The following is a 19,781-nucleotide window of genomic DNA, read 5'->3' on the forward strand; positions in this document are numbered from 1 at the left end:
TTTATATAGTTTTCTTTCCCATGATTCCAGTCGGTTTAAAAATTAAGAAAATAAATACAAGAACTAAGAAAGACACTTCAGCCATGGAAGATGACCAAGCATAGGATATAAAGCCTTCTAAATATCCCATAATGAAGGCAGCAACGATACTTCCACCTATACTTCCTAAACCACCTAAAATAACAATTGAGAAAGCTTTTAATAGAGTTGAAAGCCACATATCTACAGATATAGACAAAAATGGCGAAATCGCTATACCACCAATCCCAGCCAATACTGCAGAAATTGCAGCAACAGCAACAAATACTCTTGAAGTGTTTATTCCGACTAACTCCGCAGCATAAGTATCTTGAGATGTGGCTAAAATTTGTTTACCAAAAGTAGTTTTATTAATAAAAAGCATTAAAACAATAATAGTAATAATTGAAATTAAAAAAGCAAATGACCTTGAACCAGGTATGGTTTCGCCCAATAATTCAATTGATGTATCAAAAAATGGTTCTATCGAATATCTTCTGGCTCCGAAGATCAATGTCAAAAGATATTGAGTAAAATAAGAAGCGCCTAAAGTAAAAATAAGAATATAAATACTCTCTCCTCTTTTTCTCAAGTACAAGATGGGTCCTTTCATCATTGCACTACCCAAAATCGCTACAAAAAGTAATGACAATAAAGCAGCCAAAATAGGAGAAACCCCTATACTAACAAACCAGTACATCATATATGCGGCGACCATATAATATGCACCATGATAAAGGTTAACAACTCCCGCTACCCCAAAGGTTAATGAAAAACCTAATGCGATTAGTGCGTAAATAGAACCATTTATAGTTCCGTTTATGAACACATTAGCAAACAAAACACACACCCCTTTCATCTATTAAACTAAAATATTATGGCTGAATCATATCTCACAGTTGTAAAAAAACATAATCACCAAAAAAATTATGCAAGTTTAATTAGGTTTGGTGATGTTTAATTATTATTTTTTAAAGAAATAAATCTTATATTATAAATAAAGTTAAGGGTGAATCATATCTCAAATCTCTCAAATTTAATTTTATTACTTTTTACAAAATTATCAAAATATAGTAATGTTTGCTTAGGACTGATTGTTAGCAAATGGAATCATATATATGCAAGGAAGAGAGATTTTCTAACAAATGAAAATGGTTTAAATTTTGTACTATTTTTTAATGATTTAAAGTGAAAATAATAACAATAAATTTACGTAAATTAATCAATTGGTAGATTAATGGTAAAAATTTACTAAGTTAGTTTAACTAATGATATTGTTATCATAGCAAAATAATTCATGAAAAAAAATTCGTGAAAAAACGAGTAAAACGGATTATAACAAAGAATTATAATGATAGTTAATGATATTTGACTTTAATCATCTTATGTAATATAATAACACCAATATTGCGGAGTATATTTAAGGAGGGAGATATTATGAAGAGACAGAGGTGGGGTACTCGTTTTGCGTTTGTTCTTGCTGCAATAGGATCAGCTGCAGGGTTGGGGAATGCTTGGAGATTTCCTTATAAAGCTTATGAAAATGGAGGTGGAGCATTTTTCATTCCCTATTTTATAGCTTTATTTATTGTAGGCATACCTTTATTGATTGCTGAGTTTGCTATTGGGCAAGGATTCCAGTCAAGTGCACCCAAATCAATGGCAAAAATATCAAAAAAATTTGAATTTGCTGGTTGGTGGGCTGTGCTTTCTGCAGCTATAATCACATTTTATTACAGTGTAATTATGGGTTGGATTTTTAATTATTTATTATTTTCTTTAAATGTTTCTTGGGGGAACAATACTGGAGACTTTTTTGTTTCTTTTTTAAACAGATCTTCTGGCCCAGAAAATGTTGGGGGTATAGTTTTACCAATAGCAATAGGACTGGCTTTAAGTTGGTTGTGGGTTTATTTTATCTTGAGAAAAGGGACATCGAGTGTTGGTAAAACAGTTGCCTGGACAGTTCCTTTACCAACAATATTGTTGGTGATACTTGGGATAAGAGGGATGACATTAGAAGGATCGGCATCGGGATTGGAATATTTATTTTCACCAAATTTTTCACAGTTAACTTCAGCTACAACATGGGTTGAAGCTGTTGGCCAAATTTTCTTTTCTCTCAGTTTAGGATTTGGAATCATGATAGCATATGGAAGTTATAATACAAAAAAATCTGATATAAACAACAACTCTATGATAGTGGCTTTTGGTAACTCAGCAACATCTTTTTTAGCTGCCATAGCTGTATTTTCAATTCTTGGTTATATGGCGAATATACAGGGGGTTCAAGTACCGGATGTTGTTAACGGAGGGATAGGACTTGCTTTTATCACATATCCTCAAGCTATTTCTTTGTTACCAGGAGGAGTTATAGTTCAGACAATATTTGGATTATTATTTTTTGTAATGCTTTTAACTTTGGGGATTGATTCAGTTTTTTCCCTTGTGGAAGCAGTAGAATCGGCCTTTTCAGATAAATTTTTAATTACAAAAAAGAAATTTTTAATTACTTTTATCACTATTGGATTTTTGTTGGGATTATTCTTTTCAACTCAGGGAGGAATTTTCTGGTTAGATATTTTTGATCATTTTGTTGGTACATATTCTTTGCTGGTAGTGGGTATATTAGAAACCATAATATTTGGTTGGTATGTTGGTGCTGATAACATTAGGGAATATGTAAATAGTGTTTCAGAAATAAAAATTGGTAAATGGTTTGAGTACGCTTTAAAATATGTTATACCTATTTTATTGATTTTTGTTTTTGTTAGAGGAGCTATAGAAGAATTTAAAACACCTTACGAAGGATATGAGCCATGGGCTCTTATTACTGGAGTATCAATAGTATTGCTCAGTTTTGTTGTTGGAATAGTATTTACTATACTAAAACCAAAAGATAAAAAAGATTATACTAAAAAAGAATTTTTAACTAACTTGGAATCAGAGGAATAAATAAGGAGGGGGTTATCATGTCTTTAGGAGCTTGGATAGTTATGATTGGTTCTGGATTAATATTATTTGGAGGATTATTTTACTTTTTAGGTATAGCCTTTAAAAAATCAAATAAAAAATAAAATACAGGTGGATTTTTTTCCACCTGTAACTATTTATTTTACTATTTTAGTTCCTGTTTTTCCTTCTAAAGCTTCAGTTAATTTTTGCATATCAGTTATCAAAGCGGGTTTTCCACTTTCTTTAACAAAAGAAAGACAAGCTTCAATCTTTGGAAGCATACTCCCTTTTGCAAAATGGCCTTCAGACATATATTTTTCAGCTTCTTCAACTGTTAATTCATCCAAGTCTTTTTGGTTTTCTTTTCCAAAGTTAAGAGCCACTTTTTCAACAGCAGTCAAAATAATGAATTCATCTGCATTTAAATCTTTGGCTATCAATGCAGAAGCTCTGTCTTTGTCTATGACTGCTTCAACACCAATTATTTTTCCATCTTTTTTAATGACAGGTATTCCGCCACCGCCACCAGCAACTACTAAGAAATCTTCATCAACCAATTTTTGGATTATTTTTTTCTCAATTACTTCTAACGGTATAGGAGATGGTACTACTCTTCTCCAACCTCTTCCTGAATCTTCTTTGAAATCCCAGCTTTTTTCTTCTTGCAACTGCTTTCCTTCTTTTTCTGTATAAAAAGGCCCAACTGGTTTAGAAGGGTTTTTAAATCCTTCGTCTTTTTCGTCTACCACAATTTGAGTTACAACTGAAGCAATTTCTTTTTCTATGCCTCTTTCAACTAAAATATTTTTCAAAGATTTTATTATCATATATCCAAGATATCCTTGTGTCATAGCCCCGTTCACATCCATTGGGAAAGGAGGAACTTTATCTTTTGCTATATCTTGTTGAATCAATATATTTCCCACTTGTGGCCCATTGCCGTGTGTTATAACTATGTCATAATCTTTTTCTATCATGTCAGCTAAATAACTTGCAGTTTCAGATATATTTTTTAACATATTTTCTGCATTAGGAACTTCACCAGGTCTGTTAACTGCGTTACCACCAATTGCAATAACTGCTAATTTTTTTGCCATTATATCAACTCCTTTTTTCATTATTAGAAATGAAAGACGGGATTTCTCCCGTCTATATATATTAAAAACAAAAAATTAACCGTGAATAGTTGCAACCATAACAGCTTTAATAGTATGCATTCTATTTTCAGCTTCATCAAAAACTTTAGAATATTTACTTTCGAACACTTCATCGGTAACTTCCATTTCTGATATACCAAATTTTTCGTAAATTTCAGCACTTACAATAGTATCTGTGTTATGGAAAGAAGGCAAACAATGTAAGAAAATAACATCTGGATTGTTAGTTTTTTTGATCATATCCATATTAACTTGATATGGTTTTAACAATTTGATTCTTTCTTCAAATTGGTCTTCTTCTCCCATGGATACCCAAACATCAGTGTAGATAACGTCAGCATTCTCAACAGCGTTTACATCGTCTGTAATTGTGATTGAACCTCCTGATTCTTTAGCTACTTCTCTCATTTCTTTCACCAAATCTTCTTTTGGGAACAGTTCTTTTGGAGAAATGGTAACAAAATCCATTCCCATTTTTGCAGCACCTATCATTAATGCGTTACCCATGTTGTTTCTTCCATCTCCCACATAAACAAATTTAACTTTGTTTAATGGTTTATTTACGTTTTCCATAACTGTTAAGAAATCAGCCAATATTTGTGTTGGGTGGTCTAAATCTGTTAAACCATTCCAAACTGGAACTCCAGCGTTTTCTGCCAATTCTTCAACTGTTTCTTGTTTGAACCCTCTAAATTCTATTCCATCGTAATATCTACCAAGTACTCTTGCTGTATCTTTTATGCTTTCCTTTTTACCCATTTGTGAGTTAGATAAGAAAGTAACGTGTGCTCCTTCGTCTAATGCAGCAACTTCAAAAGCAGCTCTAGTCCTTGTTGAAGTTTTTTCAAATAATAAAACTATGTTTTTACCTTCAAGCATATTTCCTTTAATACCCATTCTTTTCTTTTGTTTCAAGTCTTTAGAAAGATCCAGCATATATTGGATTTCTTCTTTTGTGAAGTCTTTCAAAGTTAAAAAGTTTCTTCCTCTTAAATTTACAGGCATAAAATCCCTCCTATGTTATTTGATGTTGTATTATTCTCTGTATAATGGCATACTCATGCATCTTGGCCCGCCTCGGCCTCTTGAAAGTTCACTGGATTCTATTTCTAAAACTTCTACTCCATGATCTTTTAACAATTTATTTGTGATAATATTACGGTCATAAGCAATTATTTTCCCTGGTTCTATGGCAAGAACATTTGAACCATCGTTCCATTGTTCTCTTGCAGCTGCTATTTCGTCTCCATCTCCACATTTAATAAGGGTTATTTTGTCTTTATCTAAATGTTTTTCGAGTATTTTGTTTAGGGAACCAGTTTCTTCTTCAATAACGTAATCTGATTCATCATTTTTCCTCAATACAAAAATTTTCATTGCTTCTTCGAGTTCAGAATGTACTACAAATTTATCATAATCAATCATGGTAAAAACTGTATCAAGATGCATATAAGCTCTTTTGGCTGGTATCAAAAATCCAAGAATTGTATCAAAAGAATCATTATACTCTTTAAAAATTTTATCCGCAAGAGTTTCTAATGCTTCTGGGTCAGTTCTTTCAGATATACCCACGGCTATAGTTTTTTCATCTAATATTAAAATATCCCCACCTTCAACTGCATATGGGAAAGACTTTTTATAATAGAGAGGAGTATCCTTAAAATCTTGGTGATATTTTAAAACGTATTCCATAAGCATAGATTCTCTTCTTCTTGCTGGTGTTCTCATCCTGTTTATGCTGGCTCCTTTACCAATCATAGCAACAGGGTCTCTTTGAAAATAAAGGTTTGGCATAGGGTTTAGAAAAAATGGAATATCCATATTTGATTTTCTAACCTTTACCGAAAAAATCTCTTTTTTAAGTTCCAGTTCATTTGTTCTAACTCCAGCGATCATTTTTGCAACCATAGATTTTGTATCCATAGATAACAAATAATCTTCTAAAGAAGATTTAATGATCTGGTTATTAATTTCTGACATTTCCAAAAATTCATCTAAAAAAATCTTTTTTATATTTTCATTTTCAAGAGTTTCTTCTAAAAGATTTGAAATATAGTATACTTTTGAACCATTTTCTTCTAAAACTTTTGCAAAATTATCGTGTTCTTCCTGGGCTTTTTTTAAAAAAGGAATATCATCAAAAAGCAAATCAGATAAGTAATTAGGAGCTAAATTTTCAAGCTCTGCTCCAGGTCTGTGAAGTAATACGCTTCTAAGTTTTCCTATTTCAGAATAAACTCTTATAGCCACCAAATCTCCCCCTTTGTATCGTTTCATATAATTATAATATGATATTGTTATTTAATTAAATCTTATATGAGCTGGTTATTGAGAATGAGAACGAATGTTATGAAATATTTTTCATTAATCTTTTTAATACTTAAATTATATATTTTTAAAAAGTAATCTAAATATTCTTACATAAGCACAAAAACGTTAATTGAAAAAAATATCAGAGATAAAAATAATCATATATATTATATAAGAAATAACAAAAAAATAAAAACTTTTTTTAAAAGGGTAATTAATAGTATAATGAAAATGAAATGATTTTTTAAAAGGAGGCAAAAATATGGCTATGGTTTATGATGATGTATCTTGGGTAGATTTTGACAAATTGGAAAATTTCATGACAGATGTTTTTAAAAGTGTTGGTGTACCAGAAGAAGATGCGAAAATATGTGCCAATGTTTTAATTGCCGCAGATAAAAGAGGAATAGATACTCACGGAATAGGCAGGTTAAAACCTATTTACATAGATAGAATAAACGATGGAATACAAAAACCAGTAACAAATTTTGAAATTGTTAGAGAAACTCCAACAACAGCTGTGGTAGACGGACACGATGGGATGGGTCATGTAATAGGTTACAAATCCATGAAAATGGCTATAGAAAAAGCAAAGAAATATGGAATGGGCATGGTTGTGGTAAGAAACTCCACTCATTATGGAATCGCAGGATATTACGGACTTATGGCATCAGAACAAGACATGATTGGAATAACAGGAACAAATGCCAGACCTTCTGTGGCTCCAACTTGGGGAGTAGAACCTATGCTTGGAACAAACCCTTTGACTTTTGTTATGCCTACAGACGAAGAATTTCCTTTCTTCGCTGACTTTGCAACACCAGTATCTCAAAGAGGAAAAATTGAAATGTATGATAGAGCTGGTAAAGAAGTACCGGAAGGCTGGGTAGTTGGGAAAGACGGAAAAAGCAAAACAGACCCAAAAGAAATATTAAAATTGATCCTTGCAGGAGAAGCTTCATTAGTTCCTCTTGGAGGAATAGGTGAAGAAAACGGTGGCTATAAAGGATATGATTATGCAACGGTTGTAGAAATCCTTTCAGCTGCTTTACAACAAGGGGCATTTTTAAAAGCTCTTTCAGGTTTTGATAAAGACGGAAACAAAAGGCCATATAGATTGGGACACTTTTTTATAGCAATTGGTATAAACGCATTTACAGAACCAGAAAAATTCAAAAAAACAACAGGTCAAATATTGAGAGAATTGAGAAATTCAGAAAAGATGCCAGGAGCAGAAAGAATATGGACTGCAGGAGAAAAAGAATACGAAACATGGCTCGAAAGAAAAGACAAAGGAGCACCATTAAACAAAAAGCTTAGAGAACAGATAATAGAGTTAAGAGATAAATACAATTTGAATTACAAATTTGATTTTGAAAAGGGATGATGTAAATGGATATGAGAGAAAAGGCTTTAAAAGAACACGAATTATGGAGAGGAAAGCTCGAAATAAAATCGAAAGTAAAGGTTAACACATCAGAAGATTTAGCCATAGCATACACCCCAGGAGTTGCTGAACCTTGTAAAGAAATAGAAAAAGATATAGAAAATGTTTATAAATATACCATGAAATCAAATACTATTGCTGTAGTTACAGATGGTTCTGCAGTTCTTGGCCTTGGTGATATAGGCCCAGAAGCAGCACTCCCGGTTATGGAAGGGAAATGTGTTCTTTTCAAAGAATTTGCAGATATAGATGCTTTCCCAATATGTTTGGACACAAACGATGTAGACGAAATAGTAAATACAATAAAAATAATATCTCCCGGACTCGGTGGGGTAAACCTCGAAGACATATCCGCTCCAAGATGCTTTGAAATAGAAAGACGACTAAAACAAGATTTAAAAATCCCTGTTTTTCACGATGATCAACATGGTACTGCGATAATAGTTCTTGCAGGTATAATGAACTCTTTAAAAATAATAAAAAAGCAAAAAGAAAATTTAAAGGTAGTTATAAGTGGTGCTGGTTCAGCAGGAATAGCAATAGCAAAAATATTGTTGAACTTTGGGATAAAAAATATAATACTTACAGACAGAAAAGGAATACTAACTCAAATGGAAGATAATTGGGCAAAAAGAGAAATAGCAGATATGACAAATCCAGAAAAAATACAAGGTGATCTTTCTGAAGCTTTGATAAACAGCGATATTTTCATTGGTGTTTCTGCACCTGGAATAGTGACAAAAGAAATGATAGAAACAATGAATAAAGATGCAATAGTCTTTGCAATGGCAAACCCTGTACCAGAAATAATGCCAGAAGAAGCCAAAGCAGGTGGGGCGAGAATAATTGGTACAGGTAGATCAGATTTTCCAAATCAGGTAAACAATGTACTCGCTTTTCCAGGGATACTAAAAGGTGCTCTAAAAGCCAGAACACAAATTACTGAAGAAATGAAAATAGCAGCTGCAAAGGCAATAGCAGAAATGATTCCAGAAGAAGAATTAAACGAAGAAAATATATTGCCAAAAGCTTTTAAACCAGGAATTGCAGAAAACGTTGCAAATGCCGTAATAAATGCAGCTGAAAAATAAATAATAATTAAAACAAACCCTTACAAAATTTTGTAAGGGTTGGTTATTTTAAATAATTGCAATGATACTTTTATAAAAAGATTAAGAAAGCTAACTTTTTTGATTTTCTTTGACATTGATTTATATATCGTTTATTATTAAAGTGGTAGTTAAAAAATCATTTTATAAGGAGAATAAATTATGCCGGCAGGAAACAAATCTGACAGACTCGGACAAGAAAAAATAAGTAAATTATTGATAAAACTATCTCTTCCTGCAATAGCAGGAATGATAATTCAGTCTTTATACAACATAATAGACAGTATTTATATTGGAAACCTTGGAACAGAATACCTTTCTGCACTATCCCTTGCTTTCCCCGTCCAATTAATAATAATAGCTTTAGGCGTTGGTACTGGGATAGGAGCCAGTTCTTTAATATCCAGACTTCTGGGAGAAGGAAGAAAGAAAAGAGCGAGTAATGCGGCGGAACATGTTTTTATACTGGCTATAGTATATGGTGCAGTAATAGGAACAATAGGTTTTTTCTTATCAGATGAAATAATGTCTATATTTACAAACGATCCCGTACTAATTGACTTATCTCAAAGATACATAAGGATAATCATGACTGGTTCATTGGCAATTTTTGCTCCAGCTACATTTAACTACATTCTGAGAGGTGAAGGAAACACTTTTCTTCCCATGGTTACTATGTTTATTGGGGCCATAACGAATATAATATTAGATCCATTATTGATATATGGAATATGGATATTTCCAGAAATGGGGGTAGAAGGAGCTGCAACTGCTACTATAATTGCAAGAACTCTTGGAGGAATATTCATAACATTTGTTCTATTTAGCGATAAAAACGAAATTAAATTCAATTTTAAGCTTTTCAAGTTTGATTTTCAAATAATAAAAGATATTTTTAAAGTAGGAATACCAGCAATGGTAAACAGACTGATGTTTAGTTTTGCCATAACTATAATAAATGGAATACTTGGTATGTACAACACCACTGCAATAGGTGTTATGGGTGTAGTATTTAGACTTCAATCCTTTTATCTAATGGCAGTGTTTGGATTGAATCAAGGTTATCTACCGTTGCTCGGGTACAATTACGGATACAAAAAACCCGAAAGAATGAAAAGAACAGTTCTTATTGGATGGCTAACCGCTTTAACCTTTGGAGCCATAGGCTTTACAGTATTCCAGGTTTTCACAGAACCTCTTCTGAGAATGTTTAATTCAAATCCAGAATTTATAGAAATTGGTATACCAGCTTTTAGAAAAGTAAGCATATCTTACATGTTTATGGCTTTAAATGTCATAGGAGCTGGAACATTCCAGGCACTTGGAAAAGGTGTACCGAGTTTAGTAATAACATTTTTAAGACAGGCATTGATACTTTTGCCATCAATGTATATTTTAGCAAGGATAGGAGGGCTTGACTCGGCATGGTTTGCCTTTCCAATAGCAGAATCAATTGCTTTCATAGTAAACATAATTTGGGTAGTTCTGTTACTAAGAAAAAATATGAAAGAAATGAAAAATGAAAATATGCAAAAAGAATATGTAAAACAAGAATAGACTCCATAGATACGGTTGAAAAAATCAGTAACTAAAGCTTTTAAAAAACAGCAAAAATTAAATAAATAATCAACGCACCAGAAAAATAAAAGTCAGCATTTTGAATGATACTCACAAAAAGTAAACACAAAAATTAATTATTAAATGATGGTATAATAAAAAAATAACAACTATAGTTTCTATATTTAAATTGTTGTATTTAAATTGCAGGTAATTTAAAAAATTCAAACAATAACACTATGTGTGTAAACTCCCTTTTAAAGGGAGTTTTTTTATCATTTGACAATAAGTAATAAAAAGGTATACAATATAAATACAACATGAAATAAAATATATTGATATATTTTATCTTTATATTAAAATATGAATAAAATAAACGATATTAAAGTGAAATAAAAAGATTTGATGATGATATAATAAAAATATAATGTAAAACGATTAATAAAAGGAGGTATAAAATGAAATATTATGAGTTGTTAACCACTGTATTTTCGAAAAAAGATATAGATTATCAAGAGATAAACTGGCGTATTGGGGAATTGATAAATCAAAGTATGTATTTTTCTGAGGAGCTAAAAAAGTTTCATAAAGAAAATAAAATAAAGTACTATGTTTTTAGCGGATTATCTCCAATTGAAAAAGATAAAGTTTACAAAAGGGGGAGAGTGTATTTTTTTAGATTAAAATCATTGAATAAATCATTTATTGAAGAAATCAAAAATAATTACAATAAAATCAACAATGATTTTTTTCATATAGTTTCATCTGAAATAAATGTTTACCAACAGCAATTTATAACAAGTCTTTATACTTTAAATGCTTCAATCAGTACATTAGATGGAAATAAAGGTTATTGGAAAAAAGAAGATGGGTTAGAGTTAATAAAAGAAAGAATAAAAAACAATCTTTTAAAAAAGTATGAAAACTATTTTGAAGAAGAATTAGATTTGAAAGATGAATTTATTGAGTATATAGAAGTGATAAATAAAAAGCCTATAGTTTACAAATACAAAGATTTTAAAGTTTTAGGGAATAAATTCAATATTAAAGTAGGTACATCGGTGGAATCTCAAAAATTAGCGAAATTAGCAAATGCTGTAGGAATTTTAGAAAAAAATAGTAGCCTCGGTGGAGGATACGTTATTGGAAAATAAAAGGAGGTGTTTGAAATTTTATTAGAATTGTTAAATATTTTTAGTAGAGAGTTTGAAAAAGACCCAAATATAATTTTAGATAACTATAGTTTAAAAGATGGAGTATATATCAAATTAGATGAAACTGGTGAAATAATAGATCATTTATTTGTAAAAAACAAAAAAGATGATGATGAACTTTTTCATAGTGAAAAATATGAATGGTTTAAAGAGAGAGATTATTTTAGTTCAATTTTAGATACCAACAAATGTATTGATACAAAAAATAGAAAAATACATTCTAACAATTTTTTCACAATGTTTTTAAAGATGGAAAATTATAAAGAAAAAAACAATTATATCAAATTATTAAATTCACATTTTGAAAAACTAAAAAATCCTAGATCATATGGAAGCAATGATAAAAATACTCAAAAAATATTTGACACGCTTTCTGAAACATTACCAGTAGATGATATGGATAATTATAATATAGAAGAATATAAAAAAATTTTAATCGATAAATACGGAGATATAAAGAATCTATTAGAAGAAATTAAAGAAAAAAATAATGAAAAAGATTCTAAATTCAAGAGTTATTATTTAAAAGTATTTTTTGATAAAGATTTAGATAAATATAAAAAATTTTACGAATTATACACAAAACCGAGGATTTTTGCAAGTAATAGTTATAACAGAGAAGGTAGAGAAGGAGAAATTTACGGATTACCGATTCCAAATATTTCTTTAAATTCAAAAAAACCATTCAATCAGTTAAAAAGCACAAAATTTGAAGCCCCATTTAGAGTATCTCCTGAACAAGCAATGGATTTATATAATTTCTTTGAATTTCTTTCTAATTTAAAAAACAGGTATTTCTATATAACTGGAAATTGTAAGTTTAAAGGAGATTACAACCAAGAAAATGTCGATAAAGAAAACTGTCATTTTATTTATAAAGAAAATGAAAATGGGAAAGCCATTATTAAAGACTATGATTATCTCATAGATTTTGATAACAATATAAATTTTGACTATAAAAAAATAATCGAACCATCTAAAAAATTAAAAATGAAAGAAGAATATAGGCCAATATCACGATTATATGAATTAGAGAGTAAGGTAGATTATTATTTTTTTAATCAAAAATTAAAAAATAATTATTTTGAAGAAAGGATACGCGACCAATCAATCAGCTCATATTTAAAAGAAATATTGATGATAACAAGAGATAGTTTTTATAATTATTTTAAGAAAAATAAAGTAAGAGATATAAAACATATTTTAACTAAATATGGAGTAGAAATAATAAAAGAGAATTTTAAAAAATCAGGAGATTATGTAATACCAGCATTTAATTTGTATATTTCAATGAAAATTTATTTTGAATTAGGAGGAGTAGAAATGAAAGATAAAATAAGAAGTAATTTAGAGTATTTCAAAAAAAATGGAGAAGATATAACTCAATTACAAAATATTGAAGAATACTCTTTTTTAGCAGGTCAAATAGTAAAATATTTGATAGGTAAAAGTAAAAAAAGTAAAAAAACTCATGAATTAGTTTCACCATTTTTAAATTGTTCAACAGTTGAAGATATGAAACATGAAATAGCAGGATACTTTGAAAAATATAAACATGAATTGATGCTAAATCAATTTAGAGACAACCTTATATCAATTTTATTTAATTTTGAGAATGAAAAAGAAAAGATAGACTTTGACATGTTTTTTGCTGGTTATTTAACAAGAGAAAATATATTTTATTCAAATAAAGAAGATAGAGAAAATTTAAAAAAAGGAGATGAAATAATATGAAATTTAAAAAAAGAGTATACGGGGCAGTGTCGATAAAATCAAAGATGGCTAATTTTAATGCAGATTTTACAGGTAGACCAAAATCAATTTCAAGAGGAGAATATTTTGCAAGTGATAAAGCAGTAAAATTCCCTATGAAATATATGTGGGATAAAGATGGAGAAAAGGTAATGTATATTAGATCTTATACTGAAACAGAGAACAAAAAGAAAGAAAAGAAGATAGTTCCAAGAACACTATCTGAGAGATACGAGTATTTATTTGAAACAGAAATAAATAAAAAGGATTCAAATGAAGTGATGGGGAACCTCTTTTCATGTATAGACGTTTTAAATTTTGGAGCAACATTTGCAGAAGGTGGACAAAATTTATCTATAACAGGAGCAGTTCAATTTAATCAAGGAATGAACAAATACTCTGAAACAAAAGTAATAACACAAGATATATTATCTCCTTTTAAAGATGCAACTTCTGAAGATGCGCAGATGACATCTATAGGTAAAAAAATTGTGACAGATGAGGCCCATTATATTTATGGCTTTTCTGTAAACCCAAAATCATATGAAGAATATGAAAATATTGTAGAAGGATTTGAAGGTTATTCGGAAGAAGCATACGAAAAATTTAAAGAAGCCGCACTAATAAGCACAACAGCATTAAATACTAATTCAAAATTTGGTTGTGAAAACGAATTAGGTATATTTGTTGAGACAAAAGAAGATTCAAAAATGTATTTACCAGATATCTCTAATTTTATAGAATTTTCAAAAAGTGAAAAAGATGTATTTGATCTTAATAAACTTGAATTTTTAAATGATTATATAGAAGAAATAGAAAAAATAGAAATATATTATAATGAATTTTTAACAGAAATAAAAATGGAAAAATTAAATAAATTACCTATAAAATTGATGAACATATATACAAAAAAAGAGGTTGAGTAAAAAATGAAAGCTCTGAAATTCAATTTGAGTGGAAAAACGGCTTTTTTTAAAAAACCAGATGTAAATCAATATGCCTATTATACTTACAACAATATACATAAAATAGCATTATTAGGAGTATTTGGAGCTATTATAGGGTTAAAAGGATATAATCAACAAAAAAAAGAAAAATATCCAGAATTTTATGAAAAATTAAAAGATTTTAAAATATCAATAGTACCAAAGAAAAAGTATTTTGACAAAAAAATACAAATATTTAATAATACAGTCGGTTATGCTTCTCAAGAAGCTAATAACATCTTAAATGTAAGAGAACAATGGTTAGAAGAACCAGAATGGGATATATATATATTAGAAAACCAAAGTCAGGAATATGAGAAAATAGAAAACTTCCTTTTAAATAAAAAAACCGAATATATCCCTTATTTAGGTAAAAATGATCATTCAGCAGATATAAAAGATGTAGAAAAAGTGAACCTATCAAAAGAAGAAAAAATAAACCATATAGATTCAATATTTTTAGAAAAAATATGTGAATTAGGGATTTATCCATATGATGATGAAAATGAATATATTCTAAAAGAAAAGCAACCAATTAAATTAAACGAAATGTATAATTTCTATGAATTTGAAAATACAATATACACAAATTTAGAAATTGAAAAATTGAAAAATGGCAGCGATGTATATACTGATGGAGAAAAAATCTTGTACTTCTTCTAAAGGAGAAAAAAATGTATATAGACATGGGGAATTTATTAAATGAAAAAACAGTTTATGCTCATTTAAGTGAAGATAAAAAAGAAACACTAATAGAGCATACTGAATTAACAAAAAAATATTTAAATAAAATTCTTGAAGATAAAAAAATAAAAAAAATAATAGATGATCTAATAATTAATTTAGAAATTAAGGAAAATATAAAAAGCCTTATAAATGAAATGTTTTATAACGCAATAATATTACATGATATAGGGAAAATAAATCCACTTTTCCAGATAGAAAAAATGTCAAATAAAGGCTTAAACAAAGAAAAATATAAAAATATAAATTCTACAGATCATTCCATAATATCCTCAATAATATATTCAATATATTATATAGAAAAAATATTAAAGAATTACCGATCCAATGATGAAAAATATCCATTAATATATTTCAATTTGCTATTCTCATATAACATCTCAAGACACCATTCAAACTTAGAAAATATGGATGAATTTATAGATAAAATGAGTAATTATTATAATAAAATATTGAATAACAAAGAGTTCTTAGATTTATTATCTGAAGATATTAAAAATACAATTGTTTCAAATGAACATGGTTATTTTTCTCAAAAATCTTATTATAAAATTGAAAGAAATTCTGAAAAAATTATAAAAGAAAATTATATAGAAAATATATTGCTAACAAAGCTAAATTATTCTTTGATAGTATCTTCGGATTATTATGCAACCTATGAGTTCTTCAATGGAGAAATAACAGATATTGGTTTGATTGATAAAAAAGAACAGATAATAGAAAACTATCAAAGTACAGAAATTTATAAAAATATAGAGAAATACAAAAATAATGAAATGAACTTTGAAAAAATGCCAATAAATAAATTAAGAACAGAAATGTTTTTAGAAAGTGAAAATGAGTTAAAACAAAATATTGAAAAAGATATATTTTACCTGGAAGCTCCAACAGGCAGCGGAAAAACAAATACATCAATAAATTTAGCTTTAAACTTATTAGAAGTAAACAAAATGGATAAAATAATATACGTTTTCCCTTTTAACACATTAGTTGAACAAACATATGAAATTTTAAAAGAAATATTTGGACAAGAGTTGGATCCAGTAGTAATAAATTCATTAACAGGATATTATGATAAAAAAAATGAAAAAGAATCTGAAATTGAATATTCTAAAAGTGATTATGATCAAATATTATTAGATAGAATATTTTGGCATTATCCTTTTATAATAACAACACATGTAAATTTATTTCAAGCTTTTTTTGGTAATTCAAGAAATGCACATTACTCTTTACTGCATCTAACAAACTCTATAATAATAATTGATGAAATACAAAGTTATAAAAATTCTTTGTGGGAAGATATAATAAATTATTTTGATAAATTTGCAAAATATTTAAATATAAAATTTATAATAATGTCTGCCACTCTTCCAAAACTAGATAAAATGCTAGAAAATAAAAAAAGTCATTTTGTTGATTTAATAAAAAAACCAGATAAATATTTTAAAAATCCTTTATTTAAAAACAGAGTAAATTTAAATTTTGAACTATTAAGAAAAGAGGGAACATCTTTCGAAACTTTAAAAAATCATATATTAGAAAACACAAAAGGAAAAGACAAAATATTAATTGAATTTATAGAAAAAAAAGAAGCTTTTAATTTCTATAAATATCTAAAAAAAGAAATAAAAAGAGATATTGAATTAATAACCTCGGATGACAATCCTATAGAAAGACAAAGAATAATATCAAAAGCTAAAAATAAAGAAGGATTCATATTAATTTCAACGCAGGTAATAGAAGCGGGAGTAGATATAGATATGGATATTGGTTATAAAAATATAGGATATTTAGATAATGAAGAGCAATTTCTTGGGAGAATTAACAGATCTTCAAAAAAGAAAGATGCTATTGTTTATTTTTTCAAAATAACAGACCCAAAAAAAATATATAAAAATGATGCCAGAACATTATTCAATATATTAGAATATCCAGAAAATATAGAAAATTTAAAAAACAAAAACTTTAATGACTATTACAAAAATGTATTTCAAAAAATAAAAACTACCAATCAAAAGCATAATGAAAATAGCATTGAAAGTCGTAAAAATAAAATTAAAATTTTAGATTTTAGAGGAATATCAAACGATATGAAGCTAATAGATGATGAAAAAATTCAAATATTCTTAAATTTCGATGAAACAATTAATGGTGAAATTATATCTGGGAAAGAAGTTTGGGAAGAATTTAAAAAAATATTAGAAGAAAAAACAGAATATTCTGAAAAGAAATACAAATTATCCAAAATATATCAAAAAATGAATTATTTCTTGAAGCAAGTAAATAAATTCATAAAAAAAGAAAGCTATAGCGAAAAAATAGGAGAAATATATTATTACCCTAACGGTGAAATATTTTTTGAGGATGGAAAGTTCAGTATTGAAAAATTTAAAGATTTTGAAAAAGGAGATTTTATCCCAGAGAATGACATTCTATAATCAACGTAACCTTCATTAAAAATAGAAAACATAAAATCAACGGTTTTTAAGAAAATTACTGGGAAAAAACTTCTGAAAATATAATAAAAAGGGAAATATTTAAAATATTCATCTTTAAAAAACTTGAATTGATGACTATCTAACATCAATAATGATTATATTTAAATAATTCTTTTTTTGCTTGTTTCATGTCTGTTAAGATTATCTAACATCAATAATGATTATATTTAAATAATTGTCAATACATGGATTAATCACATAAAGAATAGATCTAACATCAATAATGATTATATTTAAATCGTTGTTTTTGAAAAATGGATAATATCTGATAACGTATCTAACATCAATAATGATTATATTTAAATATTATTTCTTTTTCTTCTGTTTCGTAAGTTAATATAATCTAACATCAATAATGATTATATTTAAATTTCCAACCTGCTATCTCTCCCCAACCGTCGTTTTTTATCTAACATCAATAATGATTATATTTAAATTCTAAGACGTAAATCTAATTGATTAAAATCTTTTTCATCTAACATCAATAATGATTATATTTAAATGATACTAATTCTTCTTTATTTTTTCTGTTTGAGCGAATCTAACATCAATAATGATTATATTTAAATAAGCTCCATCAAATCCCATGAACGCTCTACCAAGCTATCTAACATCAATAATGATTATATTTAAATTGAGGAATATTTTTTGCTTTTCTTTGCAACATATTAAATCTAACATCAATAATGATTATATTTAAATAGCGTATGCCCTGTGTTTTGAGAATGATTGCCACTCATCTAACATCAATAATGATTATATTTAAATTAAAATTTGTAGAATACGCTCCTGTTTTTTTTATACATCTAACATCAATAATGATTATATTTAAATCCGAAAGGATCTTCATCTGGAGTTTCTAAATCTGCATCTAACATCAATAATGATTATATTTAAATAAAATCATACTCATTTTTACTCCTCCTTTTTTTGTTATCTAACATCAATAATGATTATATTTAAATCCATACGAGTTAACTATCTGATTTGTGTTTGGATCCATCTAACATCAATAATGATTATATTTAAATAAATACAATTTATCCGATATGTATTTTGCGTCGTATATCTAACATCAATAATGATTATATTTAAATAAATATAGTTCTATTCTTTCACTTTTAAAAAATAAAATCTAACATCAATAATGATTATATTTAAATAAACTTTTGTTCAAATCGTCTAAAAGCTTGTCTATAATCTAACATCAATAATGATTATATTTAAATCACGAAAAAGTGGACTGATAGATTATGCTTATCATGCATCTAACATCAATAATGATTATATTTAAATGGCCTACCAGTAGCATTTTTCCCGTTGTCTTTTTTTATCTAACATCAATAATGATTATATTTAAATTGTCGTGTGCAGTGTAAGGACTGTTTATAATTTCCTATCTAACATCAATAATGATTATATTTAAATTTCCGATATCTCGCCCGTTTTGTTTCTTTCTTTTTCCATCTAACATCAATAATGATTATATTTAAATCCATGTTGCGTTCTGGACTAATTCTGGTTTGTATTCATCTAACATCAATAATGATTATATTTAAATCATATTCACATATCAACAAACTGTTAACTAACTGTTATCTAACATCAATAATGATTATATTTAAATACGTATATTTCGTCTAATTCCATCATATAACATATTATCTAACATCAATAATGATTATATTTAAATAGATATTCCAATTCTTCTTGACTTATTCCCTCTAAGATCTAACATCAATAATGATTATATTTAAATAGTATTAATCTAAACGTTGATGAAATTGAAACTAAACATCTAACATCAATAATGATTATATTTAAATCCTATAACTCCAGTTTGTTGCAATGTTGAAGCCAAAATCTAACATCAATAATGATTATATTTAAATACTATTATTTTATGTCTTTGAAGAAATTTAATGCCGATCTAACATCAATAATGATTATATTTAAATGCATGTCCGCAATTTCGGAGGCTATCTCTATAAAATATCTAACATCAATAATGATTATATTTAAATCTCCTTT

The 19,781-nt window shown here is 28.0% G+C and carries 14 protein-coding genes and 1 CRISPR repeat array; of the genes, 10 read left to right on the top strand and 4 right to left on the bottom strand.

All coding sequences use genetic code 11. From position 1 onward, the window contains the following. Position 1: 1 nt before the first annotated feature. The gene (locus tag BLS00_RS00180) at positions 2-859 is read right to left on the bottom strand and encodes a branched-chain amino acid ABC transporter permease (protein ID WP_167848929.1); all 858 of its coding nucleotides are present in this window, start codon (positions 857-859) and stop codon (positions 2-4) included. 596 nt (positions 860-1,455) lie between these two features. On the opposite strand from BLS00_RS00180, the gene BLS00_RS00185 reads away from it, so the two are divergent. Both BLS00_RS00185 and BLS00_RS10875 read left to right on the top strand, forming a co-directional pair. Continuing rightward, positions 1,456-2,973 carry a sodium-dependent transporter gene (locus BLS00_RS00185; RefSeq protein WP_091401676.1) on the top strand — a complete coding sequence of 506 codons (1,518 nt, stop codon included), beginning with the start codon at positions 1,456-1,458 and terminating at the stop codon, positions 2,971-2,973. Positions 2,974-2,990: 17 nt separating this feature from the next. Beyond that, positions 2,991-3,095, top strand: a complete 105-nt coding sequence (locus BLS00_RS10875) for a MetS family NSS transporter small subunit (protein WP_425307155.1) — start codon at positions 2,991-2,993, stop codon at positions 3,093-3,095. A gap of 33 nt (positions 3,096-3,128) precedes the next feature. Here the strand turns inward: BLS00_RS10875 and arcC are convergent, their stop codons facing one another. From arcC to arcA, 3 genes are read right to left on the bottom strand one after another with little or no spacing between them, the layout of a single operon-like run. Beyond that, on the bottom strand, positions 3,129-4,091 hold the full coding sequence (arcC, locus tag BLS00_RS00190; RefSeq protein WP_244885719.1) for a carbamate kinase: 963 nt from the start codon (positions 4,089-4,091) through the stop codon (positions 3,129-3,131). 54 nt (positions 4,092-4,145) lie between these two features. Beyond that, positions 4,146-5,135 (bottom strand): ornithine carbamoyltransferase, encoded by a 990-nt coding sequence (argF, locus tag BLS00_RS00195; RefSeq protein WP_091401681.1) that lies wholly within the window; start codon positions 5,133-5,135, stop codon positions 4,146-4,148. Between the two features lie 30 nt (positions 5,136-5,165). Next, positions 5,166-6,407: an arginine deiminase gene (arcA, locus tag BLS00_RS00200; RefSeq protein WP_176759796.1), complete on the bottom strand. Its 1,242-nt coding sequence runs from the start codon at positions 6,405-6,407 to the stop codon at positions 5,166-5,168. Between the two features lie 295 nt (positions 6,408-6,702). On the opposite strand from arcA, the gene BLS00_RS00205 reads away from it, so the two are divergent. The 8 genes from BLS00_RS00205 (at position 6,703) to BLS00_RS00240 (ending at position 17,690) form a co-directional block, all read left to right on the top strand. Then, positions 6,703-7,827 (top strand): Ldh family oxidoreductase, encoded by a 1,125-nt coding sequence (locus BLS00_RS00205; protein WP_091401686.1) that lies wholly within the window; start codon positions 6,703-6,705, stop codon positions 7,825-7,827. Between the two features lie 5 nt (positions 7,828-7,832). Further along, the gene (locus BLS00_RS00210) at positions 7,833-8,978 is read left to right on the top strand and encodes an NAD(P)-dependent malic enzyme (RefSeq protein WP_091401690.1); all 1,146 of its coding nucleotides are present in this window, start codon (positions 7,833-7,835) and stop codon (positions 8,976-8,978) included. Positions 8,979-9,158: 180 nt separating this feature from the next. Continuing rightward, complete coding sequence (locus BLS00_RS00215) at positions 9,159-10,553, top strand: MATE family efflux transporter (protein ID WP_091401692.1); 1,395 nt, start codon at positions 9,159-9,161, stop codon at positions 10,551-10,553. 458 nt (positions 10,554-11,011) lie between these two features. Further along, positions 11,012-11,707, top strand: coding sequence for a CRISPR-associated endoribonuclease Cas6 (locus tag BLS00_RS00220; RefSeq protein ID WP_091401695.1), 696 nt, complete (start codon positions 11,012-11,014; stop codon positions 11,705-11,707). Positions 11,708-11,734: 27 nt separating this feature from the next. Then, entirely contained in the window at positions 11,735-13,501 is a 1,767-nt protein-coding gene (locus tag BLS00_RS00225) for a hypothetical protein (protein ID WP_176759797.1), read from the top strand. After that, complete coding sequence (locus tag BLS00_RS00230; RefSeq protein ID WP_091401699.1) at positions 13,498-14,445, top strand: type I CRISPR-associated protein Cas7; 948 nt, start codon at positions 13,498-13,500, stop codon at positions 14,443-14,445. Before BLS00_RS00225 ends, BLS00_RS00230 begins: the two co-directional genes overlap by 4 nt. 3 nt (positions 14,446-14,448) lie before the next feature. Continuing rightward, positions 14,449-15,168: a type I-B CRISPR-associated protein Cas5b gene (cas5b, locus tag BLS00_RS00235; protein ID WP_091401701.1), complete on the top strand. Its 720-nt coding sequence runs from the start codon at positions 14,449-14,451 to the stop codon at positions 15,166-15,168. 11 nt (positions 15,169-15,179) lie between these two features. Further along, complete coding sequence (locus BLS00_RS00240; protein ID WP_091401704.1) at positions 15,180-17,690, top strand: CRISPR-associated helicase/endonuclease Cas3; 2,511 nt, start codon at positions 15,180-15,182, stop codon at positions 17,688-17,690. A 137-nt stretch (positions 17,691-17,827) separates the two neighbouring features. Beyond that, positions 17,828-19,774: direct repeats of the CRISPR family, unit length 30 nt; unit sequence ATCTAACATCAATAATGATTATATTTAAAT. Positions 19,775-19,781 lie beyond the last annotated feature (7 nt).

This window comes from Geotoga petraea (assembly GCF_900102615.1).
Lineage (GTDB): Bacteria > Thermotogota > Thermotogae > Petrotogales > Petrotogaceae > Geotoga > Geotoga petraea.

Bases quoted from the DNA above. Each gene is read 5' to 3' on its own strand.
- BLS00_RS00205 (WP_091401686.1), top strand. From the start codon at position 6,703: ATGGCTATGGTTTATGATGATGTATCTTGGGTAGATTTTGACAAATTG.
- BLS00_RS00240 (WP_091401704.1), top strand. From the start codon at position 15,180: ATGTATATAGACATGGGGAATTTATTAAATGAAAAAACAGTTTATGCT.
- BLS00_RS00215 (WP_091401692.1), top strand. From the start codon at position 9,159: ATGCCGGCAGGAAACAAATCTGACAGACTCGGACAAGAAAAAATAAGT.
- arcC (WP_244885719.1), bottom strand. From the start codon at position 4,091: ATGAAAAAAGGAGTTGATATAATGGCAAAAAAATTAGCAGTTATTGCA.
- arcA (WP_176759796.1), bottom strand. From the start codon at position 6,407: ATGAAACGATACAAAGGGGGAGATTTGGTGGCTATAAGAGTTTATTCT.
- BLS00_RS00185 (WP_091401676.1), top strand. From the start codon at position 1,456: ATGAAGAGACAGAGGTGGGGTACTCGTTTTGCGTTTGTTCTTGCTGCA.
- BLS00_RS00230 (WP_091401699.1), top strand. From the start codon at position 13,498: ATGAAATTTAAAAAAAGAGTATACGGGGCAGTGTCGATAAAATCAAAG.
- BLS00_RS10875 (WP_425307155.1), top strand. From the start codon at position 2,991: ATGTCTTTAGGAGCTTGGATAGTTATGATTGGTTCTGGATTAATATTA.
- BLS00_RS00220 (WP_091401695.1), top strand. From the start codon at position 11,012: ATGAAATATTATGAGTTGTTAACCACTGTATTTTCGAAAAAAGATATA.
- argF (WP_091401681.1), bottom strand. From the start codon at position 5,135: ATGCCTGTAAATTTAAGAGGAAGAAACTTTTTAACTTTGAAAGACTTC.
- cas5b (WP_091401701.1), top strand. From the start codon at position 14,449: ATGAAAGCTCTGAAATTCAATTTGAGTGGAAAAACGGCTTTTTTTAAA.
- BLS00_RS00210 (WP_091401690.1), top strand. From the start codon at position 7,833: ATGGATATGAGAGAAAAGGCTTTAAAAGAACACGAATTATGGAGAGGA.